This is a genomic window from Pseudomonas sp. RC4D1 (assembly GCF_018390395.1).
Taxonomy (GTDB): Bacteria; Pseudomonadota; Gammaproteobacteria; order Pseudomonadales; family Pseudomonadaceae; genus Aquipseudomonas; species Aquipseudomonas danubii.
The window spans coordinates 1,206,065-1,231,863 of record NZ_JAHBAW010000002.1; the positions used below are offsets into that span (position 1 = coordinate 1,206,065).

Annotated in this window: 19 protein-coding genes and 4 pseudogenes; 7 read left to right on the top strand and 16 right to left on the bottom strand. The window is 55.9% G+C overall.

Going from position 1 to position 25,799, the window contains the following annotated elements; genetic code table 11:
* Nucleotides 1-6: 6 nt before the first annotated feature.
* Entirely contained in the window at nucleotides 7-660 is a 654-nt protein-coding gene (locus KHO49_RS21045; RefSeq protein ID WP_213665778.1) for a GntR family transcriptional regulator, read from the bottom strand.
* 192 nt (nucleotides 661-852) lie between these two features.
* Between KHO49_RS21045 and KHO49_RS21050 the strand changes: the two genes are divergently transcribed.
* A complete protein-coding gene (locus KHO49_RS21050; protein WP_102880462.1) occupies nucleotides 853-1,413 on the top strand; it encodes a TetR/AcrR family transcriptional regulator in 561 nt (186 codons plus the stop codon).
* A gap of 23 nt (nucleotides 1,414-1,436) precedes the next feature.
* On the opposite strand, the pseudogene KHO49_RS31110 reads toward KHO49_RS21050, so the two are convergent.
* Nucleotides 1,437-1,760 (bottom strand): annotated as a pseudogene (locus KHO49_RS31110) (SDR family NAD(P)-dependent oxidoreductase); the annotation flags it as partial.
* Nucleotides 1,761-1,816: 56 nt separating this feature from the next.
* On the opposite strand from KHO49_RS31110, the pseudogene KHO49_RS21055 reads away from it, so the two are divergent.
* From KHO49_RS21055 to KHO49_RS21065, 3 genes and pseudogenes are all read left to right on the top strand, one after another.
* Nucleotides 1,817-2,065 (top strand): annotated as a pseudogene (locus KHO49_RS21055) (transposase); the annotation flags it as partial.
* Between the two features lie 222 nt (nucleotides 2,066-2,287).
* Nucleotides 2,288-3,634, top strand: a complete 1,347-nt coding sequence (locus KHO49_RS21060) for an IS110 family RNA-guided transposase (RefSeq protein WP_213665779.1) — start codon at nucleotides 2,288-2,290, stop codon at nucleotides 3,632-3,634.
* Between the two features lie 8 nt (nucleotides 3,635-3,642).
* Nucleotides 3,643-4,521 (top strand): annotated as a pseudogene (locus KHO49_RS21065) (IS3 family transposase); the annotation flags it as partial.
* Between the two features lie 27 nt (nucleotides 4,522-4,548).
* On the opposite strand, the pseudogene KHO49_RS31115 reads toward KHO49_RS21065, so the two are convergent.
* The 14 genes and pseudogenes from KHO49_RS31115 to mtnA all read right to left on the bottom strand — a co-directional run.
* Nucleotides 4,549-4,680: pseudogene (locus KHO49_RS31115) on the bottom strand (SDR family NAD(P)-dependent oxidoreductase); the annotation flags it as partial.
* A gap of 172 nt (nucleotides 4,681-4,852) precedes the next feature.
* A complete protein-coding gene (locus KHO49_RS21070) occupies nucleotides 4,853-5,182 on the bottom strand; it encodes a ComEA family DNA-binding protein (protein WP_102860865.1) in 330 nt (109 codons plus the stop codon).
* A 111-nt stretch (nucleotides 5,183-5,293) separates the two neighbouring features.
* Nucleotides 5,294-7,288, bottom strand: a complete 1,995-nt coding sequence (locus tag KHO49_RS21075; protein ID WP_123394182.1) for a polysaccharide biosynthesis protein — start codon at nucleotides 7,286-7,288, stop codon at nucleotides 5,294-5,296.
* A gap of 79 nt (nucleotides 7,289-7,367) precedes the next feature.
* Nucleotides 7,368-8,387, bottom strand: coding sequence for an MraY family glycosyltransferase (locus tag KHO49_RS21080; protein ID WP_123394181.1), 1,020 nt, complete (start codon nucleotides 8,385-8,387; stop codon nucleotides 7,368-7,370).
* 1,372 nt (nucleotides 8,388-9,759) lie between these two features.
* The gene (ihfB, locus tag KHO49_RS21085; RefSeq protein ID WP_047701586.1) at nucleotides 9,760-10,056 is read right to left on the bottom strand and encodes an integration host factor subunit beta; all 297 of its coding nucleotides are present in this window, start codon (nucleotides 10,054-10,056) and stop codon (nucleotides 9,760-9,762) included.
* Between the two features lie 146 nt (nucleotides 10,057-10,202).
* A complete protein-coding gene (locus KHO49_RS21090) occupies nucleotides 10,203-10,484 on the bottom strand; it encodes a hypothetical protein (RefSeq protein ID WP_123394180.1) in 282 nt (93 codons plus the stop codon).
* 198 nt (nucleotides 10,485-10,682) lie between these two features.
* The gene (gene rpsA, locus KHO49_RS21095) at nucleotides 10,683-12,377 is read right to left on the bottom strand and encodes a 30S ribosomal protein S1 (RefSeq protein ID WP_007931318.1); all 1,695 of its coding nucleotides are present in this window, start codon (nucleotides 12,375-12,377) and stop codon (nucleotides 10,683-10,685) included.
* Between the two features lie 121 nt (nucleotides 12,378-12,498).
* Nucleotides 12,499-13,188 (bottom strand): (d)CMP kinase, encoded by a 690-nt coding sequence (cmk, locus tag KHO49_RS21100; RefSeq protein WP_011062580.1) that lies wholly within the window; start codon nucleotides 13,186-13,188, stop codon nucleotides 12,499-12,501.
* Nucleotides 13,185-15,392, bottom strand: a complete 2,208-nt coding sequence (locus KHO49_RS21105) for a bifunctional prephenate dehydrogenase/3-phosphoshikimate 1-carboxyvinyltransferase (RefSeq protein WP_110594606.1) — start codon at nucleotides 15,390-15,392, stop codon at nucleotides 13,185-13,187. The genes cmk and KHO49_RS21105 overlap by 4 nt, the downstream gene beginning before the upstream one ends.
* 28 nt (nucleotides 15,393-15,420) lie before the next feature.
* A complete protein-coding gene (gene hisC / locus KHO49_RS21110; RefSeq protein WP_110594608.1) occupies nucleotides 15,421-16,533 on the bottom strand; it encodes a histidinol-phosphate transaminase in 1,113 nt (370 codons plus the stop codon).
* Nucleotides 16,534-16,543: 10 nt separating this feature from the next.
* Nucleotides 16,544-17,638 carry a prephenate dehydratase gene (pheA, locus tag KHO49_RS21115; RefSeq protein WP_016964092.1) on the bottom strand — a complete coding sequence of 365 codons (1,095 nt, stop codon included), beginning with the start codon at nucleotides 17,636-17,638 and terminating at the stop codon, nucleotides 16,544-16,546.
* Entirely contained in the window at nucleotides 17,638-18,723 is a 1,086-nt protein-coding gene (gene serC / locus KHO49_RS21120) for a 3-phosphoserine/phosphohydroxythreonine transaminase (protein ID WP_102880987.1), read from the bottom strand. Before serC ends, pheA begins: the two co-directional genes overlap by 1 nt.
* A gap of 64 nt (nucleotides 18,724-18,787) precedes the next feature.
* Nucleotides 18,788-21,457 (bottom strand): DNA gyrase subunit A, encoded by a 2,670-nt coding sequence (gene gyrA / locus KHO49_RS21125; RefSeq protein WP_102860848.1) that lies wholly within the window; start codon nucleotides 21,455-21,457, stop codon nucleotides 18,788-18,790.
* 353 nt (nucleotides 21,458-21,810) lie between these two features.
* Complete coding sequence (gene mtnA, locus KHO49_RS21130) at nucleotides 21,811-22,887, bottom strand: S-methyl-5-thioribose-1-phosphate isomerase (protein WP_213665780.1); 1,077 nt, start codon at nucleotides 22,885-22,887, stop codon at nucleotides 21,811-21,813.
* A 108-nt stretch (nucleotides 22,888-22,995) separates the two neighbouring features.
* Between mtnA and KHO49_RS21135 the strand changes: the two genes are divergently transcribed.
* From KHO49_RS21135 to mupP, 3 genes are all read left to right on the top strand, one after another.
* Entirely contained in the window at nucleotides 22,996-24,327 is a 1,332-nt protein-coding gene (locus KHO49_RS21135) for a TRZ/ATZ family hydrolase (protein ID WP_110594609.1), read from the top strand.
* 62 nt (nucleotides 24,328-24,389) lie between these two features.
* Nucleotides 24,390-25,088 (top strand): bifunctional 2-polyprenyl-6-hydroxyphenol methylase/3-demethylubiquinol 3-O-methyltransferase UbiG, encoded by a 699-nt coding sequence (ubiG, locus tag KHO49_RS21140; RefSeq protein ID WP_016964097.1) that lies wholly within the window; start codon nucleotides 24,390-24,392, stop codon nucleotides 25,086-25,088.
* Nucleotides 25,089-25,091: 3 nt separating this feature from the next.
* Nucleotides 25,092-25,763, top strand: coding sequence for an N-acetylmuramic acid 6-phosphate phosphatase MupP (gene mupP / locus KHO49_RS21145; protein WP_102880479.1), 672 nt, complete (start codon nucleotides 25,092-25,094; stop codon nucleotides 25,761-25,763).
* Nucleotides 25,764-25,799: the final 36 nt, after the last annotated feature.

Sequence of the window (25,799 nt, forward strand, 5' to 3'; positions counted from 1 at the left end):
CCTCACTCAGTGACGCAAGGATTGGCTGAACATGTTCAGCAGCAGGCGCTCGGAGTCGTCCAGGTATGCCTCCATTGCCTCGCCGGCGCGGGCTTTGTCACCCTCCACCAGCCATTGGTGAATCTGCCGGTCACGAACCAGCCAGGGCGCCTGGAACAACGCTTCATCCGGCGCGGCGCAAAACACCAGACGCAATTGCGCGACTACATTGGTGAAAAATTCATCGAACAAGGGGGAATCCAGTAGCCTTACCACCTGCTGATGAAAGCGCAAACCATGGGTCCCGACAGCACGCCAGTCCTCGCGATCTCGGGCCAATTGGGCCGCCTCGATGGCGTCGAGCATACGATCAGCCTGGCACTCGCTCAGCGGCCTTGCACTGGCGATCGCCTGCAACTCCAGAGTCCGACGTACTCGGAACAGATCCTTTACCTCATCGCTGCTCAGGCATCTGACCACCACGCCTTTATAACGGACATAGTGGGTCAACCCCTCCTGGCCCAAGCCGTGCAACGCTTCACGTATGGTGTTGCGCGAAGCGTTGTAGGTGTTGACCAGATCGCTCTCTACCAACGGCATGCCAGGCAAAAGGCGACCACCGATAATTTCGGCACGCAGTTCCACCCTAATCTGGTCCGCAAGGGATAAACCGTTGCTCATGGCAACACCTCGAGATTGTTCAACAATTCATGATCAAACTTTAATCACTTATCGTGCCAATTCCTGAGCGCCCAGCAAACACTCGCCCTACCTGTCGGAACGCTGTAAATACGCAAAACACCCACTGATAAGTAGGGGCGTGATCTGATGATCCTTGGTTAAAATAACGCTCTAGTTGTGGAGGTTTCTCAAATGCGTTATTCAGCAGACCATAAAGCCCAGACACATCAACGCATTATCAAAGAAGCTTCGGAACGTTTTCGTCGTGATGGAATAGGGGGAACGGGATTACAACCACTGATGAAGGCACTGGGCCTGACCCATGGCGGTTTCTACTCCCACTTCAAGTCCAAGGATGAGCTGGTAGAAGAAGCCCTTTGCGCAGCTGCGCAAGACCTGGATGCCCACTGCGCAACCCTGTTCACACAAGAACAGCCCTTGCAGGCATTTATCGACAACTACCTTTCCGAGTGGCATCGCAGCTCACCCCATCAAGGTTGCCCACTACCAACAATGAGTTCGGAACTCGGCCAGCGCGGCCAACCCAGCCCCACCACCGATGCAGTGCTCAATGCCAGACTTGCCCAAGTGGAAGCGACTCTGGAAGGTGAAAATAAGGCGCAACGCAGCCTGATGATCATGTCGACCCTGGTGGGAGCGTTGATGCTCTCGCGCAGCGTGGAAAGTCCTGAACTGGCGGTACAGATACTGGAAGTCGTCAGTGAGGGCCTGAAGAAACAGGAGCAGGAATAATACAACCCGCTCCATGGGCCGCCTTACTTGGAACGCGCGGCGGCACTGTTCCTGGAAAGATTGGCCCCCAAGGCCAGGCGTGCGGCGACCAGTGCCTGCAAGTCCGCCGGAGCGGGAAACGAAGGCAGCGTGATCAACTCTCTCTGGTCGAAACCATTCAATGCCGCGTCCACAATCTCAGTCGCCTCCGTCACCATCTCTAGGGGGATGGCCTTAGCCTCCAAGCCTGAACGCCCCCAGATCTCGGTACAAGTAACGTCAGGCAAGCTCCCCTGAGCCTGAACGTCATTGCCTTTCAACTCAGCCTGCAGTGACTGAGTCAGGCTTAGCACGTAAGCCTTGGTGGACTGCCCCCGGCATCGTAGACATCTCCAGCCTATGCTTTGAGCATAGGAGGAAGTTTATGAGCACCCAACGATTCACGCCGGAATTCAAGGCAGAAGCCGTGAGGCAAGTTATTGAACGCGGATACTCTGTTGCGGAAACAGCCGAGCGCCTCGGCGTTTCGACCCACAGCCTCTACAAATGGGTCAAAGCCGTGACGCCTGACAAAACCGAGAAACAGGCCAGCGAGTTGCTCGAAGCCAAAAGCGAGATTTTGCGGCTGCGAGCCCAAATGCGACGCTTGGAAGAAGAGCGCGACATATTAAAAAACTGCCTCTGCGGCGCTCCGCAGCCCATTGCATTAGAAACACGGGCGCTACACTGAGTTAGTTGGACAGTGGTCGCTGGCTTTTTGGAGGCTTTGACCCCGTCAAAAAACATGACCCAGGGGAAGCTGCGGACCCGTGATTGGTGGCACGTGCCGTGACCCCGTTTAGGAATGTGATCTGATCCGAGTCCCCGTCCAACATCTCTGCGTTGGAGGGTTGTCATGAAAAAGTCTGCTACTCAAATCGGCCTGCCGATCATCAATGAACGGGCGGCCGGCATCGATATCGGTTCAAGGTTTCACGTCGTGGCGATTCCGCCAGGACTGTCCAAGGAGTCTATTCGAACCTTTCAAGCGTTCACCGGCGATATAGAGAAGATGGCAACCTGGCTGATCGACGTCGGCATCCAAACAGTAGCCATGGAGTCGACCGGTGTTTACTGGATTCCAGTTTACGAAATCCTTGAGACCCATGGACTTCACGTCGTATTGGCGAACGCGCGCGATGCTCGGGCCGTACCCGGGCGCAAGACGGATGTGAATGATGCTCAGTGGATTCAAAGGCTGCATGCCTGCGGACTGCTGCGCGCAAGCTTTCAGCCTGATCGAGCCATCTCGGCGTTACGTAGTTATCTCCGGCTCCGAGAGCGCCATCTTGACTATGCAGCGGCTCATATCCAACACATGCAAAAAGCGCTCACCCATATGAATCTTCAGTTACATCATGTGGTCAGCGACATCACGGGCGTGACCGGTATGCGGATCATCCGGGCCATCGTGGCCGGGGAACGCGACGTCTCAAGGCTGGCAAGTTTGCGTGATACGCGCTGCAAATCCAGTGAACAGACGATCCACGACGCGTTGATTGGCAACTACCAACCCGAACATGTCTTTGCCCTTACGCAAGCGCTGGCCATGTATGATGCTTATCAAGAGCAGTTGCTCATCTGCGATCAGCAGATTGCCAGAAGCCTCTCCAGCCTTTCCCTGCAACAGCCTCCGCCGACAGAGCCCTTACCGAAGGCCCGACATAACACTCGGCAACCCAACGCCTTGGCCTTTGAAGTGCGCCCCCTGCTTTACCAGCTAGTCGGCGTCGATCTGACGCAAATACACGGCATTGGCCCCTATCTCGCGCTCCGCCTGGTGGCTGAGTGCGGCACGGACCTCAGCCGATGGCCCACAGCTCATCATTTCACTTCCTGGCTGACGCTTGCTCCTGGTTGTCGCATCAGTGGCGGAAAGGTGCTGTCGGCCCACACCAGGAAAACCAACAATCGGGTGACCGCGCATCTTCGGCTCGCCGCGGTGACTATCGGTCGAACGAGCACGGCCCTTGGGGCCTTTTACCGACGCCTGTCAGCCCGCATCGGCAAGGCGAAAGCGGTCACTGCCACCGCCCGGAAAATTGCCATCTTGTTCTACAATGCCATGCGGTTCGGCATGGCCTATCAGGATCCAGGTGCAGACCACTACGAGCAGAAGTACCGAGAGCGCGTCGTTAAGAGCCTCCATCGGCGTGCTGCGGAGTTTGGATTTTCGCTGCTGCCTATGGAAGGTGTTTCTTAGGAAGCAGCGCGGTACTTCGCCAGGGAACCCGAGTGAAATACCGCTTTATGAACGAGCATCGGAATCAATACGCGATCACTACGCTGTGCCGGGTTTTGCAAGTTGCTCGTGCCGGGTTCTATCAATGGCTACACAAGCCTGTTTCTGACCGCGAAAAAGAGAATGGTCGGCTGTTAGGGCTGATCCGCGACTCCTATGCGGCCAGTCGAGGTGTGTATGGCGCACGACGGTTGTTTGCTGACTTGCGCGAGGCTGGAGAAAGTTGCGGCAAGCACCGTGTCGCGGCACTGATGCGCACCAATAAAATCAAGGCGCTCAGAGGATATAAAGCCCCGCGCGCAATCAAAGGCAGACCATCGATCATTGCCCCCAATCGACTTAACCGGGCCTTCACTGTCGATGCCCCTAATAAGGCTTGGATGACCGATATCACTTACATCTGAACGTGGCAGGGATGGCTATATCTGGCTGTCGTACTGGATCTCTACGCTCGCAAGGTGGTCGGCTGGTCAATGAAGCCAACGCTAGGCAAGGAGCTGGCGCTGGACGCGCTGCTCATGGCGGTATGGCGCCGTAAACCCAAAACCAGAGTCATCGTGCATTCGGACCAGGGTAGCCAATATGGTAGCGATGACTGGAAACGTTTTTGTCTGGCCAACCACCTCGAGCCGAGTATGAGCCGCCGAGGAAACTGCTGGGACAATGCCGTGGCTGAGTCTTTTTTCAGTAGCCTGAAAAAAGAACGCATCCGCAAGAGGATCTACAAAACCCGGGACATGGCCCGTGTCGACGTATTCGATTACATTGAGGCGTTTTACAACCGAACGCGTCGTCACAGTCACCTGGGCGGCGTCAGTCCTGAGGACTTTGAAAGTGCCTCACTTTGAGGCTGGAAAATGTCTACGGGAGCGAGGATAGTCCATGGGGGCACTGTAAGTCGCATTGAAACGCTCCGGGATTAACGCAACCACCGAGACAATTTTGATGATCGCCCTGCGCCCGGCCGCGAAAAAACTCGTCGCGGCTGCTCCTGACAATCTTGAAAGTAATGGACGCCTCCGATTGGAACATCCGGAGAGCGAAAAATATTACGTACACAATACTCTTGCAGCACCATGAAAAAATTGCCCGTTGATAGAGATTCATGGCTAGGCACCAAATCCGCCCGAAATACAGAAGGCCGGTCACTGACCGACCTTCGATTGCTACTTGATCAAATCAGTTGACGACGAGCTTGTCTCGATTGCGCTCCAGGATAGTCTTGCCGATACCCTTGACCTCAAGCAGTTCATCCACCGAAGCAAAGGGACCATTCTCTTCACGATAAGCGACAATCGCCTTGGCCTTGGCCTCGCCAATTCCAAATAGCTCGCGCTGCAGGACAGCCATATCGGCGGTATTGAGGTTGATTTTGCTGACTTGAGGCGTTGCCTGCTCCACTGCCTCAGGAGCAACAGTCTGCGCCTTGACAGCAGGCGCTGCTTGAGCTGCAAGTGAAAGGCTGGCTAGAACGGCAAAGATCAGCGAGGAGAGATAAGAGTTACGCATAGTGACGCTCCATGACATCGAGTAAGGAAAGCAGCTTTTCCGAAGCTGCCTTCCAAACCTAGGTGATGCCGCAGGCAAGTCAAAAGCAGGAGGGTTACCGGTTGTGTAGATTCAAGGCTTGAGACGCCGCTGTTGATAAACCCAGTCGACGATTTCACCGTCCGGGGTATAACCACTCACCGTCTCACGAAGCAGTTGTCGAACTCTTGCATAATCATCTAACTCAAGCGCTTCAAGGAGTTCGCTGAGCTTGGCCTTAAGCAAATCCCAAGACAGATGATCCTCATTGGCGCTCATGATCATTGGGTGTTGAGTCGCCACTACGTTGTCGCCAATCAGCAACTCTTCGTAAAGCTTTTCACCAGGACGAAGGCCGGTAAACTCGATAGCGATATCGCCATGAGGATTTTTTTCCGAGCGGATGCTCAGCCCAGAGAGATGAACCATCTTTTCCGCCAACTCGACGATTTTCACCGGCTCACCCATATCCAGCACAAAAACATCACCGCCCTGTCCCATCGATCCAGCCTGGATAACCAACTGAGCAGCTTCCGGAATAGTCATGAAATAGCGCGTAATCTTCGGATGAGTGACCGTCAGCGGACCACCTGATTTGATCTGTTTGTGAAACAGTGGAATGACCGAGCCTGAAGAGCCCAATACATTACCGAAACGCACCATGGTGAAACGGGTTTTATTTACCCTCGAAATATTTGAAGAGTCATTGAACAACACTGGCGCCACTTCTTTGCTCAACGCCTGCAGAGTAAGTTCCGCTAAGCGCTTCGTGCTGCCCATTACGTTAGTTGGGCGAACAGCCTTATCAGTTGAAATCAGTACAAAATTAGCCACATCGGATTGCAAAGCGGCCTGCGCCGTGTTGAGCGTACCCATCACATTATTAAGTACACCTTCAGCAATATTATGCTCTACCATCGGTACATGCTTATAAGCAGCAGCATGATAAACCGTCTCGACACTCCAGGTTTTCATGACAGACAACAGCTTTTCGTAGTTACGCACAGAGCCTAGTATAGGGAGCAATTTTACAATACGAGCCTCTCGCGCCACACGCTGTTCAAGCTCAGACAAAATACTGTAGAGATTGAACTCGCTATGATCGAGCAGAATCAGAGCGGTGGGGCCCAAGGACAAAATCTGTCGACAAAGCTCAGATCCAATAGATCCTCCGGCACCTGTCACCAGAATAGTTTTCCCTTTTATACAGTGCGCCAACAAATCGCCTTGAGCAGGCACAGAGTCACGCCCAAGCAAGTCCGCAATGTCTACTTCTTGAATGTCATCAACCTTCACTCGCCCACTGGCCAAATCCATAAAGCCAGGAACACTTCGAACATGAAGGGGAAAACCTTCCAGATAACCCAGAATCTCTCTTCGGCGACTACGAGTGGACGAAGGGATAGCAAGAAGTATCTCTTCTGCATCTGTTTCGTCAATCATCTGTTGTAAATGCTTGGGTTTGTATACTTGTAGTCCGGCGATCATCCGGTCAGCGATACTGCTGTCATCATCAATAAATGCCACCGGCCGCATCAGTCGTCCCAATCGCAACGCTGCAACCAGTTGATTACCTGCCGCCCCCGCACCATAAATGGCTACCTTGGGTAAACCATCATCCCTATTGGTGAAGGGCACATGCTGGGCTGCAGTGAACCAATCCCCCAGAAAGTACTGGCGCATAGCGAGCCTGAGCCCACCGATCATCACCATACTCAACCACCAATAGTTGAACACAATTGAGCGTGGCACTACTGTTTGGTGATTGCTATACAGATAAACGACCAAGGCAAGAATCAAGGCAGACAACGTCACAGCCTTAACTATTGCTATGAGGGCATCGTTACCAAAATAGCGCATCACTGCACGATACATCCCGAACCGTACAAACAAAGGTATGGCAACGATGGGTGCGCTAGCAAAGAGCCAGAAATGCACAACAAAGGGATTGTTTAGGTCATCAAAACCCAGCCTGACGACAAACGCCATCCACAACGCAGCCCACACTAACAAAATGTCGGTGATGACTTGCAAAACTCGCTTCTGTCGGCGCGTTAGCTTTAACAGACATGTTCGTATTGTATCCATAATCGCTTTTTCGAACCCCGGCCCCTAGCCTCGATCTATCTTACGCACTGATGTGGAGTATTCCTGGCATCGAGCCCTGTCATACAGCCTTCTCAAGCTCTCCCGCATGAAACCTTATAGCAAGGAGCACCAAAGGCACATAAGCCAATACCATGCCCATACTACCATCCAAGTCGAATAGCCCCACGCACATGGCAATTGGCAGCAGCCAAAATACGTTAATCACCATAACCGCCAGAGTCACCGGCAGATGTCGACCAAATTGGCGAGAGGCAAACTGATAAGCATGGCTGCGATGAGCTTCATAAACTTTATCTCCACGTAACAGTCTACGAGTCAGAGTAAAAGTCGAATCAACAATGAATACTCCAAGAAGAATCAACCAAACCCAAAGAAAACGTGAAGAGGTCCAAGCAGCCTGGACTGAAAACAAACCCAAAATAAGCCCGAGAAAACCACTACCTGCATCACCCATAAAAATTCGTGCTGGGGGGAAATTCCAATAAAGAAACCCAAGTACTGCCGTAACTAATAGTAGCGGCATCCAGATCAAAGATAAGTCTCCAGACAACCAATAGATAACGCATGCGCCAAGACATGCGCTCACTGCCTGCACACTGGCTATTCCATCAATACCATCCATGAAGTTATATAGATTAAGCATCCAGACCAAATAGAAAACAGCGAAAAAATGACCAACCCATGAAAGGTTGAAGTCCATTCCCAGCAACTTTACAGGGGGCAAGCCACCCAACCAAGCCAACGCCCAAATCGAGGCAGAAAAATGAGCAAGTAGCCTCCAACGTGCGGCTATATGACCGTGATCATCCAGAAAACCAATCACGGCGATAAGCGCACCAGCTCCCCATAAAGCCCAAATATACGGCCAAGACACATCAACAAAAAAAGTGAGAAGAGGACTAGCCACAAGAAAGCTCAAGACAATTGCAACCCCTCCCCCCCTTGGGGTAGGTACCGAGTGAGAACTACGGTTATTGGGAATATCCATCAGGCTGCGGGCAAGCGCATAGCGACGTAGTACCCAAGTCAACAAAAGCGAAATGCCGAGCACCCCCAACATCAACCACCAGATTGCCATGTATATTTACCCCTAATTCCAAACAAGAGAGCCAGCACAACTAGAACTGCTCAATCTAAACAATGAAAAACCTCAAAAAAACATTCCTGATAAAATTAAATAACCAAGAACACATATCAATAAAATGCTTAGCAGTAAGACTAAGCGTGACATCCACAATTATCGCCCCCCCAAAAAACTCGAAACTCTTCGCCACATCAACTTTAAGCGAGCGGCACAATCGTTGAGACAGAATTTTTTCCCACAATGGCCGCACCAAAATTCAAAGCCCCACTCGGCACAGGCAATAAGTGAGCGATTCCCCCCAATACTGCCCACACTTTTTCGAGCCAAACAGTTTTTATAGATAACCACTATTACTAACCAATTTTTTATTTGCAACTTTGAAACAATCAATACATATACATTCATATCCACCAAGTTACTCAACGCAACCAAGCTCCGGCAATTATGTATCCCACCGAAAGGAAAAGAAAAACCTTTATACAACCATTGCATCACACTCAAGATACTTACCTTAACCCCAGAACCACAAACAAGCGCAGGGAGAATGATCACAACCTCCATTATAGTTTGAGATACTATTGTCATAAGTTAATTTTCCGCTTCCATCTTGGGAATTCCGTAGACCCCCACCAGAACTTGCTCAACATCTGCTGTGTAGGGCTCATCAGGTGCCGCTTCCTCGCCATTGACTTTGATGGAACTAATGGACATCAAACGAAGCCCCCTCTTTGCGCAGCTTGTCGCGCAAGATTCGAGGGTCAAGGGAGGGATCATGCATTATATGAACACGAGCAGCTACGCGTGTTACGACATCACAATCCAACAGGGCCTGAGCCCAGTACATAAAGCCATCAATTTGATCAATGATCGTAGAGAGCACTAACCCCTGCATTGGCGTACGTATTACCAAAGTTAGCTTCTGAATTGAAACCTTAGACAAGTACTCATAAACAGCTCCTCCCACAAAACCGGATGCTCCTGTCTAAAGGATACTGCTCATTTCCTACTGTACCTTCTTCAACTGGTGCCAAAAGGTAGTAGCTAAAGCTACTCAAAAATTGACATCTTGCGCTTATACAATCCTAATACCCATAATTCAGTAGCAAAAAATGCCCGCAACTTAATTTCTATTGAGCGAAGCGCCAAACCCTCAAAAAACACAACCCAAACAAAACCACTTAGAAAACGCACTAGAAAAATAGTCTGACACAACAAAAAACCATAAACACAAAAGAATTTATAAACACTAGAAAACCATATGTAAATTTATAAAATATTCTTTCTCATCAGGAAAAAAAACTAAGACATACCAGATAAACTGATGCTCAGTAAGATCAGAACAGCAGTTATTCCTTAGCTTACAGGCTTAGAACCCATCTCCCTCCTCTTCATTTACCCGATCGCGAAGCTCCTTACCCGGTTTAAAATGGGGCACAAACTTCCCATCCAGGCTAACTGACTGACCAGTTTTTGGGTTCCGACCTACCCGAGGAGCACGATAGTGAAGCGAGAAGCTGCCAAACCCTCGAATTTCAATTCGATCCCCAGTAGCCAGACACTGAGACATTTGCTCAAGCATAGTCTTGATAGCCAACTCGACATCCTTGGATGACAGCAGCCCTTGATGGGTGACAATTCGTTCGATCAACTCCGACTTCGTCATATTTTTCCCTTCTTTTTCAAGCAGCTAGGTCAGTGCTCAAAAGGTTTTAGCATGCTCTGAAGGTTTTGAACAGCCCAAGAACTGCGTAGATAACACATACTCCTTTTGCCAGCGATAGAGACGCAGAGATGTAAACTCAGGCCTTTCTATCGACACATCACGAGCATCGTACGCGTGAGGTACCCCGCCGGGTTCCAGCCGAAGGGATAATCCCCCTCCTCGTCCTTGGCGTCGCTCGACTTAGTGATGATTTTGTAACCACCAGCCTTACATTCGCTCGCAGCACGCCTGTAGCACTGCCCCCAATCCGCTCCCAAACCTGAACAATCGATCTCAATACCACTGCCCCCACGAACAGCATGAGTCTTTACATTGGTCGCACAACCAACCAACAAAAGAACCAAAACAATCATAACCAGCCTGCTCATGCTCTTCCTTATAGCAGCCCCTGCTGCTCGAATGATGCACATCCAAGGCAAAGCCTAGCTCCGAATATGCAGCCGGCCACCTAAGAAAGAGACAGCTCACGGTACGTGTTGGTTTCCCTTGCGGAGAACTCTCAAACTAACGATTTTGGAGCAAAAAAAAGAGCGACCGAAGTCGCCCTTTTTATGGTCTGACAGAACTTAGTTCTGCTTTTCCATCTGTGCACGCAGCAGGTCACCCAGAGTGGTAGGACCAGCAGCGATATCCGAAGCAGCTGGCTTGTCGCGCAGGCTCTGGATAGCTTCTTTCTCGTCTTCAACGTCTTTCGACTTGATCGAGAGCTGGATTACACGGCTCTTACGGTCAACGCTGATGATCTTGGCTTCAACTTCTTCGCCTTCTTTCAGAACGTTACGCGCATCTTCGATGCGGTCGCGGCTGATTTCGGAGGCTTTCAGAGTAGCTTCGATATCATTAGCCAGGGTGATGATGGCGCCTTTGGCGTCAACTTCTTTTACAACACCCTTAACGATTGCGCCTTTGTCGTTCTCTTGAACGTACTCGGAGAACGGATCGCTTTCCAGTTGCTTGATACCCAGGGAGATACGCTCGCGCTCTGGGTCAACCGACAGGATAACGGTGTCCAGCTCGTCGCCCTTCTTGAAGCGACGTACGGCTTCTTCGCCCACTTCGTTCCAGGATATGTCGGACAGGTGAACCAGACCGTCGATGCCGCCGTCCAGACCAATGAAGATACCGAAGTCGGTGATCGACTTGATGGTGCCGGAGATCTTATCGCCCTTGTTGAACTGGCCAGAGAAGTCTTCCCATGGGTTGGACTTGCACTGCTTGATGCCGAGGGAGATACGACGACGCTCTTCGTCGATGTCCAGAACCATAACTTCCACTTCGTCGCCGACTTGTACGACTTTCGAAGGGTGGATGTTCTTGTTGGTCCAGTCCATTTCCGAAACGTGCACCAGGCCTTCCACGCCTTCTTCCAGCTCAGCGAAGCAGCCGTAGTCGGTCAGGTTGGTTACACGAGCGGTAACGCGGGTGCTTTCTGGGTAACGAGCCTTGATAGCAACCCATGGATCTTCGCCCAGTTGCTTCAGGCCCAGGGAAACACGATTGCGTTCGCGATCGTACTTCAGAACCTTGACATCGATCTCGTCGCCAACGTTGACGATTTCGGAAGGATGCTTGATACGCTTCCAAGCCATGTCAGTGATGTGCAGCAGGCCATCGACGCCGCCCAGATCAACGAATGCGCCGTAGTCAGTGAGGTTCTTGACAATACCTTTGACTTGCTGACCTTCCTGCAGGGATTCCAACAGAGCTTCACGCTCAGCGGAGTTCTCGGCTTCGAGGACGCTACGACGGGAAACGACAACGTTGTTGCGTTTCTGGTCGAGTTTGATGACTTTAAACTCGAGCTCTTTGCCTTCCAGGTGCGTGGTGTCGCGCACTGGACGGACGTCAACCAGAGAACCTGGCAGGAACGCACGGATGCCGTTAACGTCGACTGTGAAGCCGCCTTTAACCTTACCGTTGATAACGCCCTTGACCACTTCTTCGGCTGCGAAGGCTGCTTCCAGAACGATCCAGCATTCAGCGCGCTTGGCTTTTTCACGGGAGAGCTTGGTTTCACCGAAACCGTCTTCAACCGAATCCAGAGCAACGTGAACTTCATCACCAACATTGATGGACAGTTCGCCAGCATCGTTGTAGAACTGCTCAAGCGGGATCAGTGCCTCAGACTTCAGACCAGCGTGAACGGTTACCCAACGCGCTTGGTAGTCGATGTCGACGATAACACCGGTGATGATGGAGCCTGCCTGAAGGTTCAGGGTTTTTAGGCTTTCTTCAAAGAGTTCCGCAAAGCTTTCGCTCATTTTAATTCCTGTTGATAAGGGCGAAGAATACGCCCATCTGCCACATCCCAGACAATGTGGGTTACGTTCATATAAAAGAAAGATCGCAGGACTATGACTGGTCCCCCGCGACCCTCCTTGTTCACCCGGCGATATCGCGGATGGCGATCTCACTCAAGATGCGTTGCAACACCTGATCGATGGACAACTCCGTGGAATCCAGCTGTATGGCGTCGGCCGCCGGCTTGAGCGGGGCTACCGCTCGCTGGGTGTCGCGCTCGTCGCGCGCACGTATCTCATCTAGCAGACTCGACAGACTAACACCATCGACTTTTCCCTTCAACTGCAAGTAGCGCCGACGAGCACGCTCCTCGGCACTGGCAGTCAGGAAAATCTTCAATGGCGCATCAGGAAACACCACGGTGCCCATGTCGCGACCATCCGCAACCAGGCCCGGCGGCTCTTGGAATGCACGCTGACGCTGTAACAAGGCATCACGCACAGCCGGCAGCGCTGCCACTTGAGACGCCCAGGCTCCAACCTGCTCATTGCGCAGGTCGTCGGTCACATCATCGCCCTCGAGGATGATCCGCTGTGGATGATTTTCAGTGGCACCGAGAAACTGCACATCCAGATGAGCCGCCAACAACTTCAGCGACTCTTCGTTAGTCAGGTCAACGCCATGATTGCGTGCGGCGAAAGCCAGCAGCCGGTAAAGAGCCCCGGAGTCCAGCAGGCACCACCCCAGATGCTTGGCCAGCTTGCCAGCAATGGTGCCTTTACCTGAACCACTTGGCCCATCAATGGTGATCACGGGCGCCTTGATATTCACGACTGAGCCTCTTGCGCGACACGAATCCCCACCTGCGCGCACAACGCAAGAAAGTTCGGGAACGAGGTAGCAACGTTCGCACAGTCGTGGATACGAATCGGCGCATTGGCACGCAACGAAGCAACACTGAATGCCATGGCGATACGGTGATCACCATGACCATGCACTTCACCGCCCCCAATCTGGCCACCCTCAATAATGATGCCGTCAGGAGTCGGCTCACACTTGACTCCCAAGGTCAGCAAGCCATCAGCCATTACCTGGATACGATCGGACTCCTTGACCCGCAGCTCTTCCGCGCCACGCAGCACAGTACGCCCTTCGGCGCAGGCGGCAGCTACGAATAGCACAGGGAATTCGTCGATCGCCAATGGCACCAACTCTTCAGGAATCTCGATCCCCTTGAGCTTGGCAGCACGCACATGCAAATCGGCAACCGGCTCACCGCCGACTTCGCGCTGGTTTTCCAGACGAATATCAGCACCCATGAGGCGCAGGATATCTATCACGCCAGTACGGGTCGGGTTGATTCCCACATGCTCCAGCACCAACTCAGAGCCTTCGGCGATGGAAGCAGCTACCAGGAAGAACGCCGCAGAAGAAATGTCTGCAGGGACTTCGATATGAGTTGCCTTGAGCTTACCGCCCGACTCAACCGATGCAGTTGCACCGTCAACACTCACCGGGTAGCCAAAACCACGCAGCATACGTTCAGTATGGTCGCGGGTCGGTGCTGGCTCTGTGACTGTGGTCTTCCCCTCAGCATACAAGCCAGCCAACAGCAGACAGGACTTAACCTGGGCACTGGCCATTGGCAAGGTGTAGGTCAGCCCTTTGAGCTTGTGACCACCACGAATCACCATTGGCGGGCGACCTTCGGCCGCTGTCTCGATCACCGCACCCATTTCCCGCAGCGGGTTGGCCACGCGATTCATCGGACGCTTGGACAGCGAGGGGTCCCCCGTGAGGGTGCTGTCGAAGCTCTGCGCAGCCAGCAGACCGGAGAGCAGGCGCATCGAAGTGCCGGAGTTACCCAGATAGATCGGGCCCGGCGCCGGCTTCAAGCCATGCAGACCAACACCATGAATAGTCACACGCCCATGGTGCGGACCTTCGATGACCACCCCCATATCGCGGAAGGCCTGCAGCGTCGCCAGAGCATCCTCACCCTCGAGAAACCCCTCGACTTCGGTGGTGCCCTCAGCCAGGGAGCCAAGCATGATCGAACGGTGGGAAATCGATTTGTCGCCCGGTACACGAATCCGCCCAGACAGGCGGCCACCAGGATTTGCCAGGAAAATCAGATCGTTGGAGTTCATAGCGTCCACATAGGCCCGGCGGGCCAGGATTTTACCGAAATGCTCGCGGGCAACCCGGGCGCGAGTGAATACGCCCAACAACTGATGCCCGTCCCCTGCATTGACCGCGTCGCGCAAGGCGTCGAGATCGTTGCGAAATGTATCGAGTGTGCGCAGAACTGCTTCGCGGTTGGCGAGGAAGATGTCGTGCCACATGACCGGGTCGCTGCCGGCGATTCTCGTGAAATCGCGGAACCCGCCCGCAGCGTAACGGAAGATGTCGAGATTTTCACTGCGCTTGGCCAGGGAGTCGACCAGACCAAATGCCAGTAAGTGCGGCAGGTGACTGGTCGCTGCCAGAACTTCGTCGTGGCGCTCGACCTGCATGTGCTCGACATCAGCCCCCAACTCACGCCAAAGCTTGTCGACCAGATCCAGCGCGGCAGGATCGGTTTGCTCCAGAGGCGTCAGGATCACTTTGTGACGACGAAACAACTGCGCATTGGAGGCTTCGACGCCACTCTGCTCGGAGCCAGCAATAGGATGCCCCGGGACGAACCGAGCTGGCATACCCGCAAAGGCCGCCTGCGCCGCACGCACCACATTACCCTTGGCACTGCCAACATCGGTCAGCACCGCCGACCCCAAATCCATGCGGGCCAACAGTGCCAGCAGTTTTTCCATGGCCAGGATCGGTACCGCGAGTTGAATCACATCGGCCCCCTGGCAAGCCAGAGCCAAGTCCTCCTCACAGCGATCCACCACCCCCAGCTCAACCGCCAACTGGCGTGACTGCGGGTCCAGATCGACACCGACCACTTCGCGACATACACCACTTTCGCGCAACCCCTTGGCAAAGGAGCCACCAATCAACCCCAGGCCGATCACCACCAGGCGACCGATCATAGGCACAGCAGATTGCATTGGAATGACATCAACCACGGGCCAGAACCTTGGCCAAAGCCTCAAGGAAGCGAGTGTTTTCCGCAGGCAAGCCAATGGTGACGCGCAAATGGTTCGGCATGCCATAGTTAGCCACCGGACGCACAATCACACCTTCACGCAACAACCCCTGGAACACTGGCGCAGCTTCACGCCCCAGATCCACGGCGATGAAATTGCCCTTGGAAGGGATCCAGCTCAACCCCAGATCGCGGAAACCCGCCTCCAGCTGCTGCATGCCCGACTCATTCAATCGACGGCTCTCTGCCAGGTAATCCTCGTCCTGCAAGGCGGCACAGGCCGCGGCCAAAGCCAGGCTGTTGACATTGAATGGCTGACGCACACGATTCAGCACATCCGCCACCACCGGGGTCGAGAGACCATAACCAACCCGCAAGGCCGCCAGACCATAGGCCTTGGAAAAGGTCCGTGACACCAGCAGGTTCGGGTAGGCCGCCAGAAAGTCCAGACCGTCCGGCAGGTCGCTGCCTTCGGCATACTCGATATAGGCCTCATCCAGCACTACCAGCACATGGGCAGGCACGTCCTGAAGAAACTCATCCAGCGCCTCGGCACTGAACCAGGTCCCGGTCGGGTTGTTCGGATTAGCAATGAACACCACACGGGTCTGCTCATCGATCGCCTGGAGCATGGCCGGCAAATCGTGCCCCCAGTTGTTGGCGGGAATTACTTTTGCCTGGGCACCGACCGCCTGGGTCACGATGGGGTAGACGGCAAACGCGTGTTCGCTGAACACGGCATTCAGGCCTGGCGCCAGATAGGCGCGAGCCACCAACTCCAGAATGTCGTTGGAGCCGTTACCCAGGGTTACCTGCTGGATCTCCACACCACAGCGCTCGGCCAACAGGGACTTGAGAGCAAAGCCGTTGCCATCAGGGTAACGGGTCAGCTCCGCCAGCTCGTCGCGAATCGCTGCCAGCGCCTTGGGGCTGGCGCCCAACGGATTTTCATTGCTTGCCAGCTTGACGATAGTGGCCGGATCGATGTCCAGCTCACGAGCCAATTCGTCCACGGGCTTGCCCGGAACGTAAGGCGAAAGTTGTTGCACGCCTGGTTGTGCCAGTGCGAGGAAGTCGCCACTCATTGTTAAAGCCTCAGAGAACCGCTTTCGGGTAGGAACCCAGCACCTTGAGTGCCACTGCTTCCTGACTGATCTTCTCCAGCACATCCTTGATCAACGGATCACGGTGGTGGCCAACGAAGTCGATGAAGAACACATAGGTCCATTTGCCGCTGCGCGAGGGTCGGGTCTCGATGCGCGTCAGGTCGATGCCGTTGTCGTGGAACGGCACCAGCAGCTCGTGCAACGCACCGGGCTTGTTGCTCATGGAGACAATGATCGAGGTCTTGTCGTCGCCAGTCGGCGGCACTTCCTGATTACCGATCATCAAGAAGCGCGTGGAGTTGTCCGGACGATCCTCGATTTTCTCTGCCAGTCGCGTCAGGCCATACAGACCCGCTGCCATATCCCCAGCGATGGCCGCCGAGTTCCATTCGCCCTTGACCCGTTTGGCCGCCTCAGCGTTGCTGGACACCGCCACGCGCTCGACATTCGGATAATGGGCGTCCAGCCACTTGCGGCACTGGGCCAGGGACTGGGCATGGGAATAGATACGGCTGATGCTGTCGGTCTTGGTGTTCTCGCCCACCAGCAGATGGTGGTGGATACGCAGCTCGACTTCGCCGCAGATCACCATATCGTGTTCGAGGAAGCTGTCGAGGGTATGGTTGACCGCGCCCTCGGTGGAGTTTTCCACCGGCACCACGCCGAAATTAACCGCACCGGCCGCTACTTCGCGGAACACTTCGTCGATCGCCGCCATCGGCTTGCTGATCACCGCATGACCGAAATGCTTCATGGCCGCAGCCTGGGTGAAAGTGCCTTCGGGACCGAGATAAGCCACCTTCAGCGGCTGCTCCAGCGCCAGGCACGAAGACATGATTTCGCGGAACAAACGCGCCATCTCTTCATTGCCCAGCGGCCCCTGGTTGCGCTCCATCACCCGCTTGAGCACCTGAGCCTCGCGCTCGGGACGATAGAACACCGGCACTTCGCCTTCTGCCAGGGAAGCCATCTTGACCCGGGCAACTTCCTGAGCACAGCGCGCACGCTCACTGATCAACTCCAGGACCTTCTCGTCCAGAGCATCAATGCGCAGGCGCAGGGCCTTGAGTTCTTGCTCAGACATCAGCCGTGTTCCTTCTCGAACTCTGCCATGTAAGCCACCAGCGCATTGACGGCGTTGATGTCCACGGCGTTATAGATGGAGGCGCGCATGCCGCCCACTGAGCGGTGTCCCTTGAGGTTGAGCAGGCCACGAGCCTCGGCGCCAGCCAGGAACGGCTTGTCCAGGCGATCGTCGGCCAGACGGAACGGCACGTTCATCCAAGAGCGGTCGGACTTGTTGATCGGGTTGCTGTACAGGCCGCTGGCATCGATGAAGCCATACAGGGTGCGCTGCTTGACTTCGTTGAGCTTGGCGATGGCTTCCACCCCGCCCTGTTCCTTGAGCCATTCGAACACCAGGCCGGACAGGTACCAGGCCAGGGTCGGCGGGGTGTTGTACATCGAGCCGTTATCCGCCGCGACCTTGTAGTCGAGCATGGTCGGGCACAGGGAGCGGGCACGACCCAGCAGATCCTCGCGAATGATGTTCACCAGGATGCCGCTGGGGCCAATGTTCTTCTGCGCACCGGCGTAGATCATGCCGAAACGGGAAATATCCACGGGGCGCGAGAGGATGTCGGAAGACATGTCGGCCACCAGGGGAACGTCGCCGGTTTCTGGAATCCAGCTGAACTCCAGGCCACCAATGGTTTCGTTCGGCGCGTAATGCACGTAGGCCGCGTCCTTCGACAGCTGCCATTCGTTCTGGCCGGGAATTGCAAAGTAGTCATAAGGCTTGGCAGTGGCCGCGACATTGACCTGACCATAACGAGAGGCCTCTTCAATGGCTTTCTGCGACCAGATACCAGTGTCGATATAGTCGGCCTTACCGCCTTCAGGCAGCAGATTCAGTGGAATCTGGGCAAATTGCTGGCTGGCGCCGCCTTGCAGGAACAGCACTTTATAGTTCGAGGGGATATTCAGCAGATCACGCAGATCCTGCTCGGCCTTGGTGGCGATGGAGACGAACTCATCGCTGCGATGACTCATCTCCATGACCGACAGGCCCTTGCCATGCCAATCCAACAATTCGGCCTGGGCACGCAACAGGACAGCTTCAGGTAGCGCAGCGGGACCTGCGCAGAAGTTATAGGCTCGTTTGCTCACATCCACTCTCGCTATGCATTCACGGTAGCGGACAGAGCAAACACTCTGCCCTGCTACGATTTATTTAGTCTTTCGACTCTTCTTCGCCTGCGGCGTCTGCCTGTTGGCCATCGGTTGCATCATCCGGCTCGGCTACCGTATCCAGCACGGTACCCTCGAATTCAGCGCCCTCTTCACCTTCGTACTCTTCGCCTTCGATCTCCGATGGCTCCTGCACCCGCTCCAGGCCTACCAGGGTTTCATCGCTGGCCAGCTTGATCAGAGTCACGCCCTGAGTGTTACGGCCCAGGCTCGACACTTCGTCGACACGGGTACGAACCAGGGTGCCCTGATCGGAAATCAGCATGATCTCCTCTCCGTCCAGCACCTGGACCGCGCCTACCAGGCGACCGTTACGCTCGTTGCTGACCATGGCGATAACGCCCTGACCGCCACGCTTGTACTCTGGGAACTCGCTGATGGCCGTGCGCTTGCCGAAACCACGCTCGGAGGCGGTGAGAATCTGGCTGCCCTCTTCCGGAATCAGCATGGAGATCAGCTTCTGGCCTTCGGCCAGACGCATACCGCGTACACCACGGGCGGTACGGCCCATGGCACGCACGTCGGACTCCTTGAAGCGAGTCACTTTGCCACCATCGGAGAACAGCATGACTTCACGCTCGCCATCGGTAATCGCAGCGCTGATCAGCACATCGCCTTCGTCCAGCTCCAGGGCGATCAAACCGACGCTACGCTGACGGCTGAAGGATTCCAGCGGGGTCTTCTTCACGGTGCCGTTGGCGGTGGCCATGAAGATGTAGTGACCTTCGGTGTATTCCTCTACCGGCAGCATGGTGGTGATGTACTCGCCATCGTCCAGCGGCAGCAGGTTCACCAGCGGACGGCCACGAGCAGCGCGGGATGCTTCAGGAATTTCGTAAGTCTTGAGCCAATACACCTTGCCCTTGCTGGAGAACAGCAGCAGCGTGGTGTGACTGTTGGCTACCAGCAGGTGAGCAATGTAGTCCTCATCCTTGACGCCAGTAGCGGATTTACCTTTACCGCCACGACGCTGAGCCTGGTACGCAGCCAGGGGCTGGGTCTTGGCATAGCCGCCGTGGGAAATGGTCACCACGCGCTCTTCTTCCGGAATCATGTCGCCCAGGGTCAGATCAAGACGTGCATCGAGGATCTCGGTGCGACGCACATCGCCGTATTCGGCACGGATCACTTCCAGCTCTTCGCGGATCACTTCCATCAGGCGCGTGGCGCTGTTGAGGATGCGGATCAGCTCGCCGATCTGGTTGAGGATCTCCTGGTACTCGGCCAGCAGTTTTTCGTGCTCAAGACCGGTCAGGCGGTGCAGACGCAGCTCCAGAATGGCTTGCGCCTGCTCCGGGGACAGGAAGTACTTGCCATCACGCAGACCGTATTGCGGATCGAGGTTTTCCGGACGGCAGGAGTCCGCGCCGGCACGCTCGACCATGGTCATCACCGCGCTGGATTCCCATGGAGTGCTGATCAGCGCTTCCTTGGCTTCCGACGGTGTTGGCGAGGCCTTGATCAGGGCAATGACCGGGTCGATGTTGGACAGGGCAACAGCCTGGCCTTCAAGGATGTGACCGCGCTCACGCGCCTTGCGCAGTTCGAACACGGTACGACGGGTCACCACTTCGCGACGGTGACGAACGAAGGCTTCCAGCAGATCCTTGAGGTTGAGGATCCGCGGACGGCCGTCGATCAGCGCCACGATGTTGATGCCGAACACGGCTTGCAACTGGGTCTGGGCGTAGAGGTTGTTGAGGATCACCTCGGGCACTTCGCCGCGACGCAGCTCGATGACCACGCGCATACCGTCCTTGTCGGACTCATCGCGCAGCTCGGTGATGCCTTCGAGTTTCTTCTCTTTCACCAGCTCGGCGATCTTCTCGATCAGGCGGGCCTTGTTCAGCTGGTAAGGCAGCTCGGTGATGACGATCTGCTGGCGGCCACCCACCTTGTCGATGTCTTCGATGATCGAGCGGGCACGCATGTAGATGCGGCCACGGCCGGTGCGATAGGCCTCGATGATGCCTTCACGACCGTTGATGATCGCTGCGGTCGGAAAGTCCGGGCCGGGGATGTACTGCATCAGCTCGTCGACAGTCAGCTCGGGATTGTCGATCAGCGCCAGGCAACCGTCGATGACTTCACCGAGGTTGTGCGGCGGAATGTTGGTCGCCATGCCGACGGCAATACCGCTGGAACCGTTGACCAGCAGGTTGGGGATCTTGGTCGGCATGACCGCCGGGATCATCTCGGTGCCGTCGTAGTTCGGCACCCAGTCCACGGTTTCCTTGTGCAGGTCGGCCAGCAGCTCGTGCGCCAGCTTGGTCATGCGCACTTCGGTGTATCGCATGGCCGCCGCGTTGTCGCCGTCGACCGAACCGAAGTTACCCTGGCCGTCTACCAGCAGGTAGCGCAGGGAGAATGGCTGGGCCATACGAACGATGGTGTCGTACACCGCGGTATCACCGTGCGGGTGATACTTACCGATCACGTCACCGACAACACGGGCAGATTTCTTGTACGGCTTGTTCCAGTCGTTACCGAGCTCGCTCATCGCGTACAGCACACGCCGGTGCACGGGCTTCAAGCCATCGCGCGCATCAGGCAGTGCCCGCCCGACGATTACGCTCATCGCGTAGTCGAGGTAGGACTGTTTCAGCTCGTCTTCGATATTGACCGGGAGGATTTCTTTGGCCAGTTCGCCCATGAGAAGCCTGATTCCTTTTTCTGGTGAAACTTCGTCACATCCATATGGGACGAACGAAGCTCGCCGCTGCAGGCCTAGTGCCATGCACCGACTTACGACAAATCAACAAGTTATGCCATGGATTTGCGCAGTGAAGGCAGTCGCATCGGACCGCCTTGGAAACCGCCGGATGTTATCACAATCGCCGCCACGCACCTATCCCCCTGACGCGCATGGAGCATAGTTAGTTGACCGGTGACAGCCTGATAAGAGACGAGAGAGGCTCAGAGGCCAAATTCGCACACATTTATGTGTTTTTTCCGACTCGGCGGCCCACCTCGGAAGTCATGGACAGCAACCTTCGAGGCCGAACATCAATGCAAGCGCTTACGGCACATCAATTGCGCCATCTTTGCTGCATCCGGACGTTCGACGACACCCTTTTCGGTGACGATGGCGTCGATCAGGTCCGCGGGCGTCACATCGAACACCGGATTGAAGACCTCCACATCCGCCCCCACCCGCTTGCCAGCGAGCTCCAGTAACTCTGCGGCGTCGCGCTCCTCGATGGGAATGTCGTCCCCACTGGCCAGATTCATGTCGATGGTCGAACTGGAGGCCACCACCATGAAGCGCACTCCGTGGTGCATGGAATTGACCGCCAGCTGATAGGTGCCGATCTTGTTCGCCACGTCGCCATTGGCGGCGATTCGGTCAGCACCGACAACGACCCAGGTCACACCTTTGGTCTTCATGATGTGGGCGGCGGCAGCGTCGGCGCTCAAGGTCACAGGAATGCCATCACTGGCCAACTCCCAGGCTGTCAGGCGCGACCCTTGGAGCCAGGGCCGGGTTTCATCGACATGAACTCGCTCCACCATGCCTTCCAGCCAAGCCGCACGAATCACCCCCAGAGCCGTGCCGAAGCCGCCGGTCGCAAGAGCGCCTGTATTGCAATGAGTCAACAAGGCCTGGGGATTGCCTTGGTGCCGACGAATCAAATCCACGCCCAGCTGAGCCATGGTCAGGTTGGCCTCACGATCACTCTCATGGATCGACATGGCCTCCGCTTCCAGTGCCGCCAACGGCTCAGCCAGGTCCTTGACCCGATCCAGGCGCTCGCGCATGCGATTCAAGGCCCAGAACAGATTGCCACCGGTCGGGCGGGACTCCGCCAACAGGGCAAAATCCGCCTCCAGAGCGGCCAACCAATCGCCGCCTGCGGCAAAGCGCGCACGAGCCGCCAGGACCAGACCATAAGCTGCGCTGATGCCAATGGCTGGAGCGCCGCGCACCACCATTGAACGAATCGCTTCGGCGACCCTGGCCGCGCTGTCGCAGGCAACCCAGGTCTCCTCGAAGGGCAGGTTCCGCTGATCGAGCAGGTACAGAGTGTTATCCCGCCAATCAATGGCCTTGACCTTCTCCGCAGCCAACAGACGATCGCGCATCCCTCACCCCGTACTCATGAACAAAAGCCGCGGATTATAGCGATCCCCCCGCCAAGACGCTCGGGTATACTTCGCCATCCTTTATATGAAGCCCTGGACCGATATTCGATGCCTAACCGTGAGACTGCGCTCGACCTGCTGCTGTTACCGACCTGGTTGGTGCCAGTGGAGCCAGCCGGCGTCGTCCTCAAGGAACACGGCCTGGGCATCCGCGACGGACGCATTCTGTTCATCGGCCCGCGAGCCGAGGCGTTGAAGTTTCGCGCCACCGAAGTTCGCGAACTGCCCGGCATGCTGCTCAGCCCGGGACTGGTCAATGCCCACGGGCACGCAGCCATGACGCTGTTTCGCGGCCTGGCCGACGACTTGCCACTGATGACCTGGCTGGAAAAGCATATCTGGCCCGCCGAAGCCAAGTGGGTGGATGAAGCCTTCGTCCGTGACGGTACCGACCTGGCCATCGCCGAGCAGATCAAAGGCGGTATCACCTGTTTCTCTGACATGTACTTCTTTCCGAAGGTTGCCAGCGAGCGCGTTCACAACAGCGGCATACGCGCCCAACTCGCCATACCGATCCTCGACTTCCCCATTCCTGGAGCCCACGACGCCGACGAAGCCATTCGTCAGGGCGTCGAACTGTTTGGTGATCTCAAGCACCACCCAAGGATCAAGATCACCTTCGGCCCCCATGCGCCCTACACCGTAGGCGATGAGAATCTGGAAAAGATCCGGGTGATCGCCGAAGAACTCGACGCCTCGATCCACATGCATGTGCATGAAACCGCGTTCGAAGTGCAGCAATCCCTGGAGCAGCGTGGCGAGCGCCCACTGGCGCGCCTGGCTCGACTGGGCCTACTGGGGCCGCGCTTCCAGGCGGTTCATATGACCCAAATCAGCGATGACGACCTGGCTTTACTGGTAGAAACCAACACCAGTGTCATTCATTGCCCGGAATCCAACTTGAAACTGGCCAGCGGCTTCTGCCCGGTAGAGCGCCTGTGGCAGGCCGGGGTCAACGTCGCGGTAGGCACCGACGGTGCGGCCAGCAACAACGATCTGGACCTGCTGGGGGAAACTCGTACCGCCGCACTACTGGCCAAGGCCGTGGCTGGTTCGGCAACCGCCCTGGATGCCCATCGCGCCCTGCGCATGGCCACCCTTAATGGCGCCAGAGCCATGGGACTGGAAAGCGAAGTGGGCTCTCTGGAAATCGGCAAGGCCGCAGACATGGTGGCCTTCGACCTGTCCGGCCTGGCCCAGCAACCGATTTACGACCCTGTGTCGCAACTGATCTACGCCACTGGCCGGGACTGCGTGAAACACCTGTGGGTCGCCGGCAAACAACTGCTGGATGACCGGCGCCTGACTCGCCAGGACGAACAACAGCTGAGCGCCACCGCCCGCAGCTGGGGCCAGCGCATCAGCGGCCACGCCCAATAACCCGGACCTTGAGCGGACGCTCGAGGCCCAACAGAGAATTTCTTAGCTTTGGAGTATCACCCATGAGCAACGTCGACCACGCTGAAATCGCCAAATTCGAAGCCCTGGCCCATCGCTGGTGGGACCGCGAAAGCGAATTCAAGCCCCTGCACGACATCAACCCGCTTCGGGTCAACTGGATCGACGAACGGGTCGGACTGGCCGGCAAGAAGGTACTCGATGTCGGCTGTGGCGGCGGCATCCTCAGCGAGGCCATGGCTCAGCGCGGCGCCACCGTGACCGGGATCGACATGGGTGAGGCACCTCTGGCGGTCGCCCAGTTGCACCAGCTGGAATCCGGCGTAAATGTCGAGTACCGGCAGATCACCGCCGAAGCCCTGGCCGAGGAGATGCCTGAGCAGTTCGACGTGGTTACCTGCCTGGAAATGCTTGAGCACGTCCCTGACCCTTCATCGGTGATTCGCGCCTGCTTCCGCATGGTCAAGCCCGGCGGCCAAGTGTTCTTCTCCACCATCAACCGCAACCCCAAGGCTTACCTGTTCGCCATCATCGGTGCGGAATACATCATGAAACTGCTGCCTCGCGGCACCCACGATTTCAAGAAGTTCATCCGTCCTTCGGAACTCGGCGCCTGGAGCCGCTCTGCCGGCCTGACTGTCAAGGACATCATTGGCCTGACCTACAACCCCCTGACCAAGCACTACAAACTGGCAGCGGACGTTGACGTCAACTACATGATCCAGACCCTGCGAGAGGAGTGAGACATGGCCATCAGAGCCGTTCTTTTCGATATGGATGGCACCCTGCTCGACACCGCGCCCGACTTCATCGCAGTCTGCCAGGGCATGCGCCGTGATCGCGGCCTGCCGCCGATTGCCGACCAACATATCCGCGACGAAGTTTCGGGCGGCGCCAAGGCCATGGTAGCCGTGACCTTTTCCATGGACCCGGAATCCCCGGGATTCGAGGCGTTACGCCTGGAATTCCTCGAGCGCTACCTCAAGCATTGCGCCGTGCACAGCAAGCTCTTCGACGGCATGGCGGAGCTACTGGCCGATATCGAAAAAGCCAATCTGATCTGGGGGGTGGTAACCAACAAGCCACTGCGCTTCGCCGAGCCGATCATGCAGCAACTGGGGCTGGCCGAACGCTCGGCACTGCTGATCTGTCCCGACCATGTGAAGAACAGCAAGCCCGACCCCGAGCCGCTGATTCTGGCATGCAAGATGCTCGAGCTGGACCCGTCCACCGTGCTGTTCGTCGGCGACGATCTGCGGGATATCGAATCCGGCCGCGACGCCGGCACCAAGACCGCCGCCGTGACCTATGGCTACATCCATCCGGACGATAATCCCCGGCACTGGGGCGCCGACGTGGTGGTCAACCATCCGCTGGAGCTGCGCCAGGTTCTGGATAACGCATTGTGCAGCTGCTAAGCGGCAGCAATTCCCGGCTAAGCGCCGGAGACGATC